The organism is Clostridium sp. HBUAS56017 (assembly GCF_007115085.1).
GTDB lineage: Bacteria > Bacillota > Clostridia > Clostridiales > Clostridiaceae > Clostridium > Clostridium cibarium.
Map to the genome: position 1 here is coordinate 112,667 of NZ_SULK01000012.1, position 16,476 is coordinate 129,142.

A 16,476-nucleotide genomic window follows, 5' to 3' on the forward strand; every position below is an offset into this window, starting at 1 on the left:
TCCCCTTACAATATTAAGCATTATTAAACATTTCCTTTTCATCATCCGCTATAAGCTTATTACAATCTAAAATCAATTTCACTTCATTATCTACTTTTCCTATTCCCCTTATATATTTACTACTAACCTTATCTAAGCTTGGTGGCACTACAACATCTTTATCTGGTATTACTAGCACCTCTGAAACGCTATCCACTATAAGTCCAATAGATAATTCGTTTATATAAACAACAATTATGCAAGTTCTATCGTTGTATTCTATAAACTTTTTCTTAAATCTTAGTCTTACATCCATTACAGGAATTATCTTCCCTCTTAGATTAATAATTCCCCTTATATACTCAGGAAGTTCTGGAACTGAGGTTATTGGCTGTATACCTATTATCTCTATTACATTATCTATCCCTATTCCATATGATTCATTATCAAGTACAAATGTAAGATATTTTTCCTTTTGAGTATCTTCTTCTAAATCTTCAATATCATTAATTATATTTCCATCCATTTAAACACCACTCCAGCTTTTTAAATTAAACTTAAATCTTTAATAAATAGAACAAGTTAAATTCATATTTATAGAAATATACTAGTCAACTATACTTTTTTCAATTTCCTTTAGCTGTCTAATTACAGTTTCCTCATCAAAAGGTTTTAATATAAAAGATATAGCACCTGCCATTATAGCCTCCTTAACTGATGTTTCATGCCCCATGGATGAAATAACGACAATCTTTGCCTCATTATCAATCATCTTTATCATCTTTGTTGCATCTACTCCACCAAGCTCTGGCATGGTCAAATCCATTGTTACAAAATCTGGCTTAAGTTGTCTGTATAATTGAATAGCCTTAACACCATTTTCAGCTTCACCTACAACTTCAAATCCACATCTCTCTAAAATTCCTTTTAGAGAAAGTCTCATAAAAGCTGCATCATCTACTACAAGTACTCTCTTCATAATTATTCTCCCCTTTATTTATCTTATTTAAATTCTTATCTATTTACTCCAACATTTATATTTTAAGGGTTTTATTAAACTCTTTGTAGTACCTCTAGTCATCGATTAGAATGCAAATTGCACATAATTTATATAAAAATGCAAACTGCATTAGCCGTTTTTTTACATTTTTATACACATTAATGCAATTTTATACATTGTTCTCATATTTAAAAACTGGTATAATTTTTCTTAGTGAATAATAATGATTTGGTATGGGGTGGGAATTATGACAACGGTTATTATAGCTGAAGATCAGAAGCTCTTGAGAGAAAGTTTTAAGAAAGTAATTGAAAGTAATAGTGACATAAAAGTTTTAGCTTGCGCCACTAATGGCTTAGAAGCATATGACTTGTGTAAAAAATATAAACCTAATGTAGTTTTAATGGATTTGATTATGCCTGTTTGTAATGGTTCAAAAGCTACAAAGTTAATAAAAACTGATTTTCCACATATTAAAGTACTAATACTAAGTGCATCTAATGATAAAAAAGATGTCACTGATGCGATACGCAATGGTGCCGATGGTTATATTCTTAAAAGTATAAGCACTGAAGAACTTATACTTTCTATAAAGAGCACTTCATTAGGTCTTGGTGTAATTACTAAAGATATTTTAAATCCAATGGTGCTCAATATACATAACGAAAACAAAAAATCATTAAAAAGAAATGTTAGCGTTGCTGGTATAAATATATCTCTAACAGAAAGAGAACTGCATATTGTTTCTATGATTGTCGATGGAAAAGATAACAAGGAAATTGGAGCATCACTATTCATTGCAGAAGGCACTGTTAAAAACATTATTACCGAAATTATTTCTAAACTTCAATTAAAAGATCGTACCCAACTGGCAGTATACGCTGTAAGAAACGAATTAGTTTAAACAAAAAAGACTTCCTAGAAGTCTTTTTTATTTAATGAAATTTAACAATACATTAGGTATATTTGCTAGTGATGCCTGTTTTTCAACAGCCCCTATCTCAAATGCCACTTTTGGCATACCATATACTACAGAAGTTTCTTCATCTTGCCCAATAGTTCTTGCGCCTGCTTTTCTCATAGACAGAAGTCCCTTTGCACCATCTCGCCCCATACCAGTAAGTATAATACCTATAGAACTTTTAGCTGCTATCTTTGCTACAGATTCAAATAATACATCTACAGAAGGACAATGTCCGCTAACTTTATCTCCTATACTAGTTTCTACAATATATTTACTATCTACTTTTTTAACTTTCATATGTTTATCTCCTGGCGCTATTAGCACAGTTCCTTGTTCAATAACATCTCCAGTTTCTGCTTCTTTAACCTTAAATTCAGTCTGCACATTAAGTCTCTCAGCAAACATCTTTGAAAAAGCTGGAGGTATATGCTGAACTATAACTATGCCAGGCACTGATTTGGGTAAAACTTTTAATATACTATAGATTGCTTCTGTTCCCCCTGTGGAAGCCCCAACTGCAATTATCTTATTGCTAATATCACTTAAGCTATTATTTTTTTCTTCTATCTTAAACTTTTCATGCATATAATTTGTAGATAAATTAATATTTGTTGCACCCTTAATCTTTAAAGTTAATTCCTTAATAAAGTTTTCAAAATTATTTGCAGTCATAGTATCAGGTTTAGTTAAGAAATCTACTGCACCTGCATCCATTGCCTCAAACGCCATATCGCTTAGTGAACTAATAACTATCACTGGAATTTTATATTGCGGAAGTAGTCTTTTTATAAATTCAACACCATTTAACTTAGGCATTAATACATCACAAATCATAACATCAGGGCTTAATTCAAGAATTTTATCTCTAGCATCATATGGATCTTTTGCTTTTCCAACTACCTCTATATTAGCATCTTTAGATATTCCCTTTGAAATTGCCTCTCGAAATAACACACTATCATCAACTACCAACACTCTAATTCTTCCCATAGATTTATTCCTTTCTATATACAGAAGGCATTATATACTTAAATCCTCCTAATCCACCATTTAAGGACTCCGAATGTCCAATAAAAAGATACCCACCGTATTCCATATCATCATAAAACTTACGAATCAATTTATCTTTAGTATCATTATCAAAATAGATCATTACATTTCTGCAAAAAATCACATGAAATTTCTTCTTAAAAGGAAATATGCTATCCATTAAATTAAATTTTCTATATACAATTTCATCTTTTATCTTATCTATAAAAACAAAATTATCTTCATCATATTTTTTTAAATACTCTTTTTTCCACCTATCAGGTAAAGGTGAGACTTGCTCTTTGCTATATATCCCACTTATAGCCATACTTAGGACATTTTCTGATATATCAGTAGCTAATAATTTTTTATCCCAACATAATTTTTCTCTTTGACAGAATTCATCTAATATCATAGCTATTGTATAAGCTTCCTCCCCCGATGCACAACCAGCGCACCATATTCTCAAATCTCTGTCCTTAATTGTATTAGCTAAGCTCGGCAAAACATTTTCTCTCATATAATGAAAATGATTATTTTCACGCATAAAATATGTGTGATTAGTTGTAATTTTATTAATTAATGTAATAGCAGCCTTTCCAGTTCTATCGCCAATTAAATACTGATAATATTGAGAAAAACTTTCAAGATTATGTTCTGCCAATACAGTATGCAATCTTCCGATAAGCAGAATCTTTTTCTCCTCCTTTAAATTAATCCCATAGTTATCCTTAATATATCTAGCTAACTGATTGAACTCTTTTTCTGTAATTGTAATCATAAAATCCCCTTATTTTAATACTTTCCAAATTCACTATCACTAAGTATTATTCTTTTAGGATTTGATTCATTTTTATTTTTAATTAAATCCTCTTCTCTAGAAAAATCATTATTCTCTCTAAAATTAGATTCTACATAAAAATTTGAATTACTATCTTTCTTTAAATAGAACATATTAACTTGATCTTTTAAAACTTCAGCTTGCCCTGCTAGCTCCTCACTTGAAGCTGCACCTTCTTCTGCAGTAGCAGAATTACTTTGTACAACTTGTGATATTTGTACAACTCCTTGAGATATTTGCGCTATTCCAGTAGCTTGTTCATCTGATGCTATTGCTATTTCATTAATTATTCCTGCAACGTCTTCAACATCCATTACTATTTTACCTAGAGCATCTGCCGTTTGATTTGCTATATTAGTTCCATCTTCTATTTTGATAATAGATTCCTCTATTATCTCTGTAGTTTCTTTAGCTGCTTTTGCAGACCTTGCTGCTAAATTACGTACTTCCTCTGCTACAACAGTAAATCCTTTTCCATACTTTCCTGCTCTTGCAGCTTCTACAGCTGCATTTAACGCAAGTATATTAGTTTGGAATGCAATTTCATCAATCACCTTAATAATTTTAGAAATATTATTAGAAGAAACATTAATTTCATCCATTGCATTAAGCATTAATTTCATCTCACTATTTCTTTTTACAGCATTGGTTTTTGTGCTATCTGCTATATCATTAGCCTTTCTCGCATTTTCGGCATTCATTTTTATTTGTGCAGATATTTCTTCAATAGAAGCTGTTAATTCTTCAACAGCACTTGCTTGTTCCGTAGCTCCTTGTGATAGGGCTACAGTTGAATCTGCAATTTGTTTAGATCCTATTGTAACTTGTTCTGCTGCAAAACTGATATTCCCCATAACTTCATTTAACTTGTAAGACATTTTCTTCATAGATTTTGAAAGAACACCTATTTCATCATTAGAGTCATCTGTAATATCTACATTTAAATTACCATTACTTATTTCACCTGTTACCCCTACAAGCTTTGATATAGGTTTACTTATACTTCTAGAAATAAGAATTCCTAGAACTAAGGCTACTACTATTGCAAAGATAATTACAATAACCATAGTTGTGATAGCAGTATGTACTACTGAGGAATATTCAGCAGCTTTATCTGTTCCTTTCGATATATTTAATTCAAACAAACTATCAATTGAGTCATTTATTTCTGATGATATATCCTGTGTTGAAGCTTGAATCAATAATGCATAACTCTCATTTTCCTTCCCAGAAAGAGTCATATTAATAATATTGTCTTGAATAGAATTATATTTATTAATGGATTTTTTAAGATTCGATACCTTCTCCTTCGCGTCTTCTGTCTGAATTGCTTTTTCAAATTTCTCTAAACTTTGTTCCATATCACTGCTATAACTCTTTATTTTAGTTATATATTCATTTCTATTATTACTATCCTTTTCTATTATAATCTTGTACAAATTTATTTTAATTCTTTGATATGCAATAGAGACATTTGCGATATCTGCATTGCTTGCCCCATAATTTACATATAAATCAGTATAATTTTTATCTGTCTCATTTATTTTCACAATCCCAACAAATCCTACAATACCACATATTAATGCTAAAGCTATAAATCCAGCTATTAATTTTGTTCCAATCTTTATATCTTTAAAAAACTTTATCATAATCCTCATAATCCTCCGTATATCTTAATATATTAGATTTATTAATCCTGTAATATCTATAATTAAACTTATATTTCCATCTCCTAAAAGCGTACACCCTGATAAATCTTTTATATTCCTAATATTTTTAATATAACTTGGCAATGCTTTAACTACCACTTGTTGTTGTCCTAATAATTCATCTACCCAAATACAAAAGCCCTTATTATCTTGTTCCACCATTATAAGCACACCTTCTGAGACCTTGCTTATATTTGTCTCCACAGAAAAATGTTCATTTAATCTAACTATTGGATAACATTTCCCTCTTACCATAATCATTTCATTATTATCTGGATCATTAATAATATCACTATCCTTAGGCCTAAAGAATTCCTTTATCGAACTAGTTGGAAGAGTATATCTTGCCTTCCCCACCTTAACATTCATTCCATCTATAATTGCCAAAGTTAATGGTATTTTAATTAAAATACTTGTCCCTACACCTTCAGTACTATCAACCCTAACTGAACCACCAATCTTTTCAATATTTTTTGCCACAACATCCATACCAACGCCCCTGCCACTATATTCAGTTACAGCTTCTTTTGTTGAAAACCCTGGCAAAAATATAAGATTAAATATTTCTTCCCTTGTCATTTCATTTTCATCTTTAATAAGCAATCCATTTTCCCTTGCCTTTTTTAATATTTTCTCCTCACTCATACCCTTACCATCATCTTTTACTATGATAAGTACATCGCTGCCTGAATTTTTAGCTTGAAGCGTTACACTTCCTACTTTGTCTTTCCCTTTACTTACTCTTTCTTCAGTGGTCTCTATTCCGTGGTCAATTGAATTACGAACAATATGCATTAATGGATCAGATATATGTTCAATTATATTTTTATCAACTTCTGTTTCTTCTCCTATAATTGTTAACTTAACTTCCTTATCCATCTTTTTACTCATATCTCTTACAATTCTATTGAGCTTCTGAAATGTTGCAGAAAGAGGTACCATCCTTATGGACATAACAGTATCCTGAACCTCAGCTATAATCTTACGAAGCTGCCTAGCTGACTTTTGAAAATTGCCTAATTCAAGTCCTATTAAATCTGGGTTCTGTGTAACCATAGATTCCGACATAACTAGTTCACCAATTAGATCCATAAGTTTATTTGCCTTATCTAGACTCAAGCTTATAAACCCTTGATGGCTGGCTCCCTTTTCTTTTTTCTTTATTTTATCCGCATTTTTCTCTTCATCTTTGTCTACTTGTTCTTTTGTAGTTATATCTTCTACAAATCTTTCCTCATTTAGTTTCTTAATCTTTAACTTATTTATAAAAAATGTTTCACTTATTATCGCTTTAACTGACTCCATATCTAAGTCTGAAGAAAAGGCAATATTAAAACCATCATTCCTGATTTGTCCATTAACCTTTTCATCATCTTCACTATCAAGTACATCTTTTGGTTTAGTGCTTACTACCTCACCAATTTGCGATACCTTGTGTATAATTTCAAAACATCTTATATTTTCCATTCCACAACCTTCATCAAAGTTAACAGTAGCTTCATATCCTTCACTGAAACATGTTTTTTTAACTTTACTGCTTTCTTCAATTTGAATTTGTTGTTTTTCTACTACCTCATCGCTTTCATGAACTTCTTTTATCTCTTTTAAAAATCCTTCTATATTACTGATCTTACTTGTAACGTCACCATCCGGAGTATTTCCTTCTTGTATTTTTACTATTTCATTTCGGATAAAATCAATAGCTTCCAATACAATATCACCCAATGTGTTACAGTCAATTTCCCCTGGTTTTTCCTCTCTAAGATAATAAAACAAATCTTCTACAGCATGAGATAATTCTGCGATATTATCAAACATCATCATTGCTGATGCCCCTTTAACTGTATGCATAATCCTAAATATTTCATTTATACAATCTGAAAAACCATTCTCCTTTTCCCCACTAATCACCAATTGCTCTAATTCTTCTATAAGTTGGGTAGTCTCAAATATATAAACATCTAACAAAGATTCATTCGAGGTGTTTTCCGACATTTAAAATTCCTCCCTAACAACTACTATAAAGACATAAATTAATCTATATTTTTATATTAAATACTTTTCTAACATCTTATAAGTACCGCTAGTCATTTCTTTAATGCTAAAAGCACCACTAATGTTATCACTGAATGCAAATTGCACGTTATTATAATAATCATAAAAAAACAGTAAAGTATATTTATGATTACATACTTTACTGTTTTACATTTAAAACTATTCTTTATATACGGGTATTTATTACCTTTCTATTCCCTTTTTGACTTATATCCTTTTCCTTTGAAGTTTCTTCTTTCTTAACATCAACTTTAATATCGGTGTCTTCTCTTTCTCCTATGGTATTACTATTTCCTTCGCCACCTTTTTCTTCAGATTTTATTTTACTGTTCTTTGAATATTCTTCTACTGCCTTTTTAGCACTTATAAGGCTCTTTTGAATATTTTTCATTTTTTCCTCTATCATTTGGTCTATTCTTCTTACCCTGGAAGAATTAATTCCATCTTCATGTATTGCTTTCTTTCTATACCCGTTAAGCTTTTGAACATGCTTACCATCGCTAGATGCAGAAATAAGACTATAGTTTACAGCTACATTCCCATCCCTCTCTTTTTCTTCAACAGAATCATCTTTCTCAATTTGTTCTGTCATCTTTTTAAGAATTTCTTTACTACCCTCTTTAACTTTTTCAACGCTTTCTTTATCTATTTCAACATTTACCTTATCAATTTGTTTCTTAACTTCGTCTATCTTCTTCTTTTTCTCAGAATCATTTGAACCTTTATCTTTTTCTATAAGCTGAATTTGCTTTTGCAAACTTTCTTTTTGTTTCATCAGCAAATTTGCTCTATTATCCTTAGTATAACCGGTATTCATCACTATTGGCCTATTTATGCCAATACTTATACTCATACTAACTCCCCCCATGTTCATTTATAAATAAAATACTATATTTGTAATAATTATCGTATTTTACTTATATTCCTTTATATTTAATAAAGATATTTTTTTGTAATAAATATACATAACAGATATAATAATAGGCATTTGAAATGGATCTTTTCTCCTTTTCAAACGCCTACTTAAAACCTCTAATCTATTTTTTAATATCTATATCTCCTGAAGATGTATTTACATCTAAATTTTTATAAGGTCCGTTACCAATTTGTCCAGTTGCTTCATTTTCCTTTTTGTTTTTATAATTCAAATCAAAATCTGATGTTATATCTCCGGAAATACATTTCCCACTAAATTTAAAACTTAATTCACTTGGAATAAATATATTAATATCTCCAGAATGAGCACTAACATTGGAATATTCACTAATATCTTTGTATTGAATTTTTATATCTCCTGACCTAGATTCTATTTCTCCTGACCCTGAAACAGAATTTATATTAATATCTCCCGAAGAACTGCTAATATCATAGGTTTTGCTTGTTATAGATTCTCCATCTACATTACCTGAACTAACTTTTATCTTAACATCATTAGCATTTATACCAGTCTCCATACCTATATCACCAGAATGAGCTGAGAAACTAACTTTGTTTAAGCTTGTTTCTAGGCTTGATTTAACATCTCCAGATGAAGATTCAACATTTAAATCCTTATTATAACTTTTAGGAATATATATTTCTATTTCCTCACTATAGATTCCAAAATGGAAAATACTAGATGCGTTTAATGATTTTTTTCTTATAATGACTTCGTCCCCTGTTTTATCAACAATAAATTTCTCATTATCATCTAGTTTGCTTTTTGCCCTCTGTACCACTTTCATTTTAGGCTCATCAGTAGTTTTCAATACTACATCACTACTAGAAAAGTTTATATTCACTTTGTTTAAATTAGTTAAATCTATGCTTTCTTCCTTTTGGATTGTAGTCTCTGAGTTAAAAGAAAATACAAATGGCTTAATCATATTTTTCATTCCCTTACCACTAACTATTCCATATACAAGAAATCCAGTTAATGAAATAGCTACAATTGCCCATATGGCAATTAGAGTTTTTATCAATTTCTTATTCACATTATCACTTCCTTAACTGAAAAGATAAAATAATAACTTTTTCAATAGCTACTCCGATTATAAATATAACCCAAGAAAATGACCATATTTTAAAAGCATAACTAGATAAAAAATATACTGCAAAAATAACAAGCCACACTATAGATTTTATTGATTTTATCACTTCTTTTTCTTTACTATTTGCTGATTTCCATTCTTTAAATTCTTCCACAATAGTATCATCAGCTTTTAAATATTTAGGTTTAGATACTGAATTATATATTATAAGACAAGTAGCTACTGCATCCATTGTAAGCATTACACAAACCGATACTTCTTCATTAATTCTAAGGACCTCAGTGAACATTATTAAAATAACCACACTCATAATATACAAACCTATTGCAATAGTTAAAACGAGCGCATTCTTCTTGCTACTTTTTTTCATATCTTCATAATTAAGCACATCTTTTTCCTTTAGACCCTTTATAAGTTCATCTATATCCCCTATGCTTGAAATAGCAATATTAAAAGCTTCCTCTTCATTTTTTCCTGAAGATATTAAATCATTATATTTATCCATAAGATTTGCTAGTAATTCTTCTTTAAGCTCTCTTGCTCTATAAGTCTCTGGCGCATTTTCAAATAATTCATCTAACTTTTCACGAAATTTTTCACACATAATTATTCTCCTCCATTAATTAACTTGTCAATTAACTGCTTTGCATTTTCCCAATCCAGTTTATTTTGTTCTAATGCTGCTCTTCCAAGAGGCGTAATAGCATAATATCGTCTTCTGGCTCCTGTAGATTGATCTCCCCAGTAGGAAGTTATTAAATTTCCTTGCTCTAATCTTCTAAATGCAGAATATAAAGTTGCTTCCTTAAGTTCATATTGATTATCTGTCTTTTGTTGTATAGATTTATTTATCTCATAACCGTAACTATCCTTCTCTTCTAAGTGAGATAAAATTATAGTTTCTGTATGTCCTCTTATAATATCTGAAGTTATTGACATAAACCCACTCCTTTTTAAAATTATGACCTACAATTAAATTCATTTCTTCTTTAATATATAGTATATTCAAACATACCTCACCTGTCAATGTATATTGCATATAAAAGTATATTTTTTTACGAATTACCTTATATATAATTATATAAAATAGAAAGACACTGCATTAAGCCGTGTCTAATAAAATTATATTCAATTTGATCTGCTATATTCTATCTTAAAATCCCTTTTTATTGTTAAGAAATCCTCCAGATCATTTAAAAATTGGAACAGTATAGCTCTATTTTCAAATTCATCTCGATTTTTAGGTAATTCCATCATTTGATATTCTTTTCTAAGAATTGTAATTTCATTAATTAAATTAACACAATCATTATCTTCATGAATATTAATAGCTACATTATTTGTAAACTCCGATAATATTCTAGTTTGATCATAAGTCATATAAAATCTTAAAAAATGCCTTTCCATTCTTTTTATAGATTCTAATTGAAGTATTCTCATATCTATGTAGCTTAAATAATAATTATACTTTTTAAATAGGTGATTATTACTTATACTCTGAGCTATAATTCTAGTACTTTTAATTAACTCTTCAACCTCTATCAATATTTTCTTCTGGTGAATTGACACAGCTTGGGTAACTAAACTAACTGCCATATCTGATAATAATAATCTATAATAATCTTCTATTCTTTCTTTATTCTTTTCAAATTTATCTTCTAAAGATGCTGTATATAAATTAAAAAGCATTGCAACACCAATTCCTATTATGGTTAACTTAGCTTCATTTATAATCCATGAGCTATTAATATTTGCACTTGTTAATAGATGCGTTGATAATACAGCCCCAACAACCATGCCTTCCTCTATTTTTAATCCCTTAGTTACAGATATAAAGATTAATAAAAACAACCCAAATACGACAGGATTATTCCCTAGTAATATATATAAGAAAAAAGATAAAAGTATAGCAATTGTAGATGCTAATATCCGTCTTCCACTAACTAGAATAGCTTCTTTTTTAGTGTCTTGAATGCTAAGTATCGCTATTATTCCTGAAGTTACCCCAAACTGTAAGCCTAAATAACTAGATATAGTAATTGCAATTGTAGCCGATAGCGCCATCTTAAATGTTTTTGATTGTAAATATTCTATCATTTTGTAACCCTTCTTCTATTACCATAGTAATATGCTATTTGCTCTATTATAAACTAGATTTTTCTTTAAATGAATATATTTTTCCCACTTAATCTTTAATTCTAACTTTCGCACTTACATTTTGTATTTTCAATAAACTTAATCAATTCCTTATTAAATTTTTCACGTTCATCATAGAACAATCCATGTCCACTCTGCTCAAATTTAACTAATTTAGAATCTTTAATAAATCTTCTTTGCTCTTCTGCTAGAGGGAATAAACATACCTTATCATGAATCCCATGAAGAATTAATGTTGGCACTTTTATTTTTCTCATATCATAAAATAACTGTTCTTCATCAAGCCAGGTTTTTGCAATTTCAGCTGTAGCCCAACCTGCTGCTTGTAAGCCTATTTCAAAGAACCAATCTGAAAATGGTTTGCTTACCTTTTTATAAAAGAATGTATCCCCAAAACTTCTTAACATTTTAGGACGATCAGCATATGTTCCTTTTATTATTTCTTCTACCGCTTCTGATTTTAATCCAAAAGGGAAATATGAACGCTTAATAAGACTAGGAGCTGCTGCTGCAAAAAGTGCTAACTTTGATACTCCATACCCATTATGTCTTGCCATATATCTAATTGCAATTGATCCACCTGTAGAGTGCCCTGCTAAAGTAAAATCTTTTAATTGAAGGGACTCTATAACAGCTCTAACATCATCTGATAATGTATTATAATCATAACCTGTTAATGGCTTATCTGAATTTCCAAATCCTCTTTGATCTAAACCAATACACCTATATCCCTTTTTAGAAAGATAATCAAACTGATACTCAAATAGCTTATGGCTCCCTGGCCATCCATGAAGAAATAAAATTGTATTTTTCCCTTCTTCATTAAGATCTTCTACATAAATTTTCACATTCTGTTCTACTTTTAAATAATAGCCCATAATATATCTCCATAAATAAATACTTATTAGCAGTATATTCATAAAGATAAAAAAAGATATTCCTATTTTAAATCTAGAAAAATGTAGAAGTTATCAATATAGGTTGATCAAATTTCTCTATATCAGAACAACAATGATATCCTTCTCTGACATGATAAAATCTCAAAGTTGCTGAAGGTAAAATACAATTAATTTCACCTACATCAATACTTAATACAACTTCAAATTCTTTATTTGGATACTTTTCCTTTAGAGTTTGGGTCCAAACTTTTGCTGTAATTAACCCAAACTTTGTAGCTTTTAATATAGACTCATCCTCAAAAGCTATATATTTTTCATTAATGTCCCACTCTAACCAAGAAAGTTCCTCATCACTTTTTTTTGTTGTAGAAGCATCATCAATTAAATAGTATTCATCACCATAAGTGTTATACAATTTCATATGTTTTGGAAATAGTATATCTGAAAGTTCAATTAAGTCAATATTCACGTTTAGCTTGCTAATATCATTAATCTCATCTATTAATTTTTTCATTTCTTTATTATAAATCATCGTTTCCTCCTAAAATATTTTTAACTCACCTAGGTATTTTAATCCTTTATTTATGGTAGTCCTAATCTCATTATCCTTCAATAGTTTTTGAATCCTACTTGAAGCTAATTCTTTAGTATCTGGATCTATGAATTTTTTAGTGTCTGTGTCAAATCTCCATTTTTTATTATTAGGCTCATGATAGTGAATATCTCCTGCTCTTTTACCCGGTGCTGGATTTTCAACATCAATTCTTTCAGTTCTACCTTTTTTTAATATTGTCTTACTTGAAAATTGTGATCCATTAGCGCCAAGCATACTATTTGCAATTGTCGTTCCACTTACATAGTTTCCAATGCCATCCAACCTATAATTCTTCAAAGGATTCTTAACAGGCTCAACTATAAAAATCGGCCTAAAAAATCCTAGTATATTTAATCCTGTATCAATCCACCACCATCTATGACCATCAGTGTCCAAATTATTAATTGGATTATTTGCACAATATGAAAATACATTATGAGACAGTAATTCACCTATTTTCCCGCATACATCATCACAATTTACAAACCTACCCCAGTCCGCATTATAATATCTACTCTGTAAATAATATAACCCTGTTTCAGTATCATATCTATATCCCCTATATCTATAAGGATTCTTTATGCCTACTGTTGAAGCTAAAGATCCTGTTGTTGAAATTAATTTACCCCATGAGTCATATACATAATTTACTACAACTTTACCATCTTTATCATATAACCCTATTATGTCTCCTTGAACATTTCTTATATAGTAATACTCTGCTCCATTAAGGTTCATACTTAACAGATTATTGCTGTTATCATAAGTATAATATATATTATCTGTTCCATTTAATCATTATCAACTACTTTACTAAAATAGAGTGACTCAAAATAATTAAAAATCATTTTGAGTCACTCTTTCAATTTCTACTTATTCTTATTTGCAAGCTTAGGAAGAACTATAGCTGGTATACCAGATACAGCAGCAATTAATAATATCCCTAACATAATTAAATCTGCATTATTTCTATATATACCTATTCCTCCAATACAAAGTGGTATAAATAGTGTTCCTATCCAAATTGCTCCTAAATAGGATTTCATACTAACTACTAATACAGTAAATAATTTTTATTTATTAGCTGATTCCCAGTTGAAAAAAATCTCAAAAATTTCTTCCAGTGTATCTTTACTACCTCTACCTCTGAATACATTATCCACTACTTCACACACTATCTAATTTCTTTCATTAATGTATTTTTTAACCTTATTAAATTTCTCATTCTCTAAACTTGTACCAATTAAATCTATATCAACAGTCCATCCTGGATTATCTAATGTTCCTATGTTTACTCCATAACTATGTTCCCAATCTCCATTACAATTTCTATTATACCAGTCTTGTAACAATTTTATCATATTCATATCACAAACTTCCTTTTTTCTTTAATATACTACTAATCTTTTTCAATTATTTAGGGACTTCCCAAGAAAGCGGTGCTCTTATCCTTCCTGGTACTGTTTTATCATGAACATGAGGTACTAACTCTTCCTCCGTTACTGGATTGTAATGTGGCTTTCCAGTTCCATCGTATCTAATTTTAGTATCAAACATATTCGGATTTCTCGGATTATACTTCCAAGTTTCATAAAAGGTTCATACTTAACAAATTATTGCTACTATCATAAGTATAGTATATATTTTCTGTTCCATTACTTTCAAAGGTTACTCTATCTCATAGTAAATGATACTTTATTGTTGCTCCATTTACTGTCTTTTCTTATTCCTTAATTATTATCAAAATCCTACTACCACAGAATCTTATCCACTCATTGCAAATATAACTATTCCTAACTAAAAAAACGCCAACAAGCATTGTTTTTACTCATTGACGTTTAGTTAATTTTTCAAATAAATATACTATTGAATATGAATTATAGAGATATAACAAAAAGTGAACATCCCATTTTATCTTTTAGATGAATTTCTGTATCCGAAGCCCAAACTAACTTGCATAAATACTGACCATACATCCATCTATTTGGCTTTTCTGATACTATTAACTTTTTTTCTACTATTTCACCTTGTTTATTACGAACTACAGCAAAAAAATCAATTTCCTGTATTTTATGCTCGATATACAATTCAGCAGTATACAATTTATTAGGACTCTTTACAGCTTTCCCAAACACCCAAAAATTATTATATCCTAACTCCTCAATTTTATGAAATACATCTTCTAAAACTGCCAATTCCAACTCTTCTTCTTTTTCTATGCTATAAAAACTTTTTTTAATAATTTCTAATACTACTTGTTTTTTTTCATACTCACTTTTTGCAAAAAATTCTTTATAATCAAACTCATAATGAATTACCCCTACCCCCATAACACTTCCCCTATAGCAAGGATACTCTGTATTCGGTGCTTTCTCAACACAGTCAATAACTATTTTAGAACAACTTTTTGTTTTATATTTTCCAAGCAATCTTAAAAACATATCAATCATACATCTACTCTCTAAATCAAATCGACTCCTAACTTTAATGCTCCAATTTTCATCATAATCAATTTGTATAGCTTCTTCATATGTGCAATTATGTACTTTCATTAGTTCATTTATTATTTCCTTTTTTTCTTTATATGGTAAATTTAATTGTATTTCTCTTATATACATACTTTAACCTCGCTTAAATTTCTGGATCCCACCAATTATCGAATGCTGGCCTTTTATGGTATCTCATAGAATGTCCTTGACTATACCTAAATTGTGAATCAGTCCACTCCCAATCAAGTGCACTCTGTCTATCTGGAAAATATTCCATTATTCTTGATTCATATATATCATCATTTTCAAATCTATTAAATGCCCGTACCTGTTTCTCTGCTCTATATGATTTCCCATCTAATCTTACTTTTCCACCACTAATTCCAACCTTGACTACATCACCTGTTTTCTTATTATAAATCTCATATCCGTGTTGAGGCTTTTTGCTTTGTTTGCTATTTCCATGGACTTTTGTCCTAGACTTTGCCTTTTGCATTGATGGACTTGATGAAATAAGCTTTACAGTCTGGTGTATAATAACTACTGCTCCTACAGATATTATTGCTGCTTCTATAAACTCTCCCGCCAAAATTCCTAATGGAATAAACCAAGCACATTGTCCATTATTATCAACCATATTAACAGGATTGTTCTTACAATAAGCAAATAAATTATGTCCTAACAAATCACCTGTTTTTCCTATTATACCATCTGCATTTATCCGATAGC

The 16,476-nt window shown here is 29.8% G+C and carries 19 protein-coding genes and 1 pseudogene; 1 reads left to right on the top strand and 19 read right to left on the bottom strand.

What is annotated here, in order from left to right; genetic code table 11:
- Positions 1–13 precede the first annotated feature (13 nt).
- Both FAY47_RS11820 and FAY47_RS11825 read right to left on the bottom strand, forming a co-directional pair.
- A complete protein-coding gene (locus FAY47_RS11820) occupies positions 14–505 on the bottom strand; it encodes a chemotaxis protein CheW (protein WP_143316918.1) in 492 nt (163 codons plus the stop codon).
- 81 nt (positions 506–586) lie between these two features.
- Positions 587–958: a response regulator gene (locus tag FAY47_RS11825; protein ID WP_143316919.1), complete on the bottom strand. Its 372-nt coding sequence runs from the start codon at positions 956–958 to the stop codon at positions 587–589.
- 268 nt (positions 959–1,226) lie between these two features.
- Here FAY47_RS11825 and FAY47_RS11830 point away from each other — a divergent pair, with 268 nt between their 5' ends.
- Complete coding sequence (locus tag FAY47_RS11830; protein WP_143316920.1) at positions 1,227–1,883, top strand: response regulator transcription factor; 657 nt, start codon at positions 1,227–1,229, stop codon at positions 1,881–1,883.
- A 27-nt stretch (positions 1,884–1,910) separates the two neighbouring features.
- On the opposite strand, the gene FAY47_RS11835 is transcribed toward FAY47_RS11830, so the two are convergent.
- The 17 genes and pseudogenes from FAY47_RS11835 to FAY47_RS11905 all read right to left on the bottom strand — a co-directional run.
- Positions 1,911–2,933 carry a chemotaxis response regulator protein-glutamate methylesterase gene (locus FAY47_RS11835; protein ID WP_143316921.1) on the bottom strand — a complete coding sequence of 341 codons (1,023 nt, stop codon included), beginning with the start codon at positions 2,931–2,933 and terminating at the stop codon, positions 1,911–1,913.
- A gap of 4 nt (positions 2,934–2,937) precedes the next feature.
- Positions 2,938–3,753 (bottom strand): protein-glutamate O-methyltransferase CheR, encoded by an 816-nt coding sequence (locus FAY47_RS11840; protein WP_143316922.1) that lies wholly within the window; start codon positions 3,751–3,753, stop codon positions 2,938–2,940.
- Between the two features lie 14 nt (positions 3,754–3,767).
- Positions 3,768–5,462 (bottom strand): methyl-accepting chemotaxis protein, encoded by a 1,695-nt coding sequence (locus FAY47_RS11845; protein WP_143316923.1) that lies wholly within the window; start codon positions 5,460–5,462, stop codon positions 3,768–3,770.
- 24 nt (positions 5,463–5,486) lie between these two features.
- The gene (locus FAY47_RS11850) at positions 5,487–7,517 is read right to left on the bottom strand and encodes a chemotaxis protein CheA (RefSeq protein ID WP_143316924.1); all 2,031 of its coding nucleotides are present in this window, start codon (positions 7,515–7,517) and stop codon (positions 5,487–5,489) included.
- Positions 7,518–7,743: 226 nt separating this feature from the next.
- Complete coding sequence (locus FAY47_RS11855) at positions 7,744–8,430, bottom strand: hypothetical protein (RefSeq protein WP_143316925.1); 687 nt, start codon at positions 8,428–8,430, stop codon at positions 7,744–7,746.
- A gap of 184 nt (positions 8,431–8,614) precedes the next feature.
- Positions 8,615–9,550 carry a DUF4097 family beta strand repeat-containing protein gene (locus tag FAY47_RS11860; RefSeq protein ID WP_143316926.1) on the bottom strand — a complete coding sequence of 312 codons (936 nt, stop codon included), beginning with the start codon at positions 9,548–9,550 and terminating at the stop codon, positions 8,615–8,617.
- A gap of 4 nt (positions 9,551–9,554) precedes the next feature.
- Positions 9,555–10,211 carry a permease prefix domain 1-containing protein gene (locus tag FAY47_RS11865; protein WP_143316927.1) on the bottom strand — a complete coding sequence of 219 codons (657 nt, stop codon included), beginning with the start codon at positions 10,209–10,211 and terminating at the stop codon, positions 9,555–9,557.
- A 2-nt stretch (positions 10,212–10,213) separates the two neighbouring features.
- The gene (locus tag FAY47_RS11870; protein ID WP_143316928.1) at positions 10,214–10,546 is read right to left on the bottom strand and encodes a PadR family transcriptional regulator; all 333 of its coding nucleotides are present in this window, start codon (positions 10,544–10,546) and stop codon (positions 10,214–10,216) included.
- 189 nt (positions 10,547–10,735) lie between these two features.
- Complete coding sequence (locus tag FAY47_RS11875; protein WP_143316929.1) at positions 10,736–11,704, bottom strand: aromatic acid exporter family protein; 969 nt, start codon at positions 11,702–11,704, stop codon at positions 10,736–10,738.
- Positions 11,705–11,805: 101 nt separating this feature from the next.
- The gene (locus FAY47_RS11880; protein WP_143316930.1) at positions 11,806–12,642 is read right to left on the bottom strand and encodes an alpha/beta hydrolase; all 837 of its coding nucleotides are present in this window, start codon (positions 12,640–12,642) and stop codon (positions 11,806–11,808) included.
- Between the two features lie 73 nt (positions 12,643–12,715).
- Complete coding sequence (locus tag FAY47_RS11885; protein ID WP_143316931.1) at positions 12,716–13,195, bottom strand: hypothetical protein; 480 nt, start codon at positions 13,193–13,195, stop codon at positions 12,716–12,718.
- A 9-nt stretch (positions 13,196–13,204) separates the two neighbouring features.
- The gene (locus FAY47_RS11890; protein WP_143316932.1) at positions 13,205–13,996 is read right to left on the bottom strand and encodes an RHS repeat-associated core domain-containing protein; all 792 of its coding nucleotides are present in this window, start codon (positions 13,994–13,996) and stop codon (positions 13,205–13,207) included.
- Between the two features lie 131 nt (positions 13,997–14,127).
- A complete protein-coding gene (locus FAY47_RS20320) occupies positions 14,128–14,304 on the bottom strand; it encodes a hypothetical protein (RefSeq protein ID WP_185966815.1) in 177 nt (58 codons plus the stop codon).
- Between the two features lie 132 nt (positions 14,305–14,436).
- Positions 14,437–14,625, bottom strand: a complete 189-nt coding sequence (locus FAY47_RS11895) for an Imm53 family immunity protein (RefSeq protein WP_143316933.1) — start codon at positions 14,623–14,625, stop codon at positions 14,437–14,439.
- 46 nt (positions 14,626–14,671) lie between these two features.
- Positions 14,672–14,815, bottom strand: coding sequence for a hypothetical protein (locus FAY47_RS20325; RefSeq protein WP_185966816.1), 144 nt, complete (start codon positions 14,813–14,815; stop codon positions 14,672–14,674).
- 320 nt (positions 14,816–15,135) lie between these two features.
- On the bottom strand, positions 15,136–15,876 hold the full coding sequence (locus FAY47_RS11900; RefSeq protein WP_143316934.1) for a hypothetical protein: 741 nt from the start codon (positions 15,874–15,876) through the stop codon (positions 15,136–15,138).
- Between the two features lie 13 nt (positions 15,877–15,889).
- Positions 15,890–16,476 (bottom strand): annotated as a pseudogene (locus FAY47_RS11905) (hypothetical protein); the annotation flags it as partial.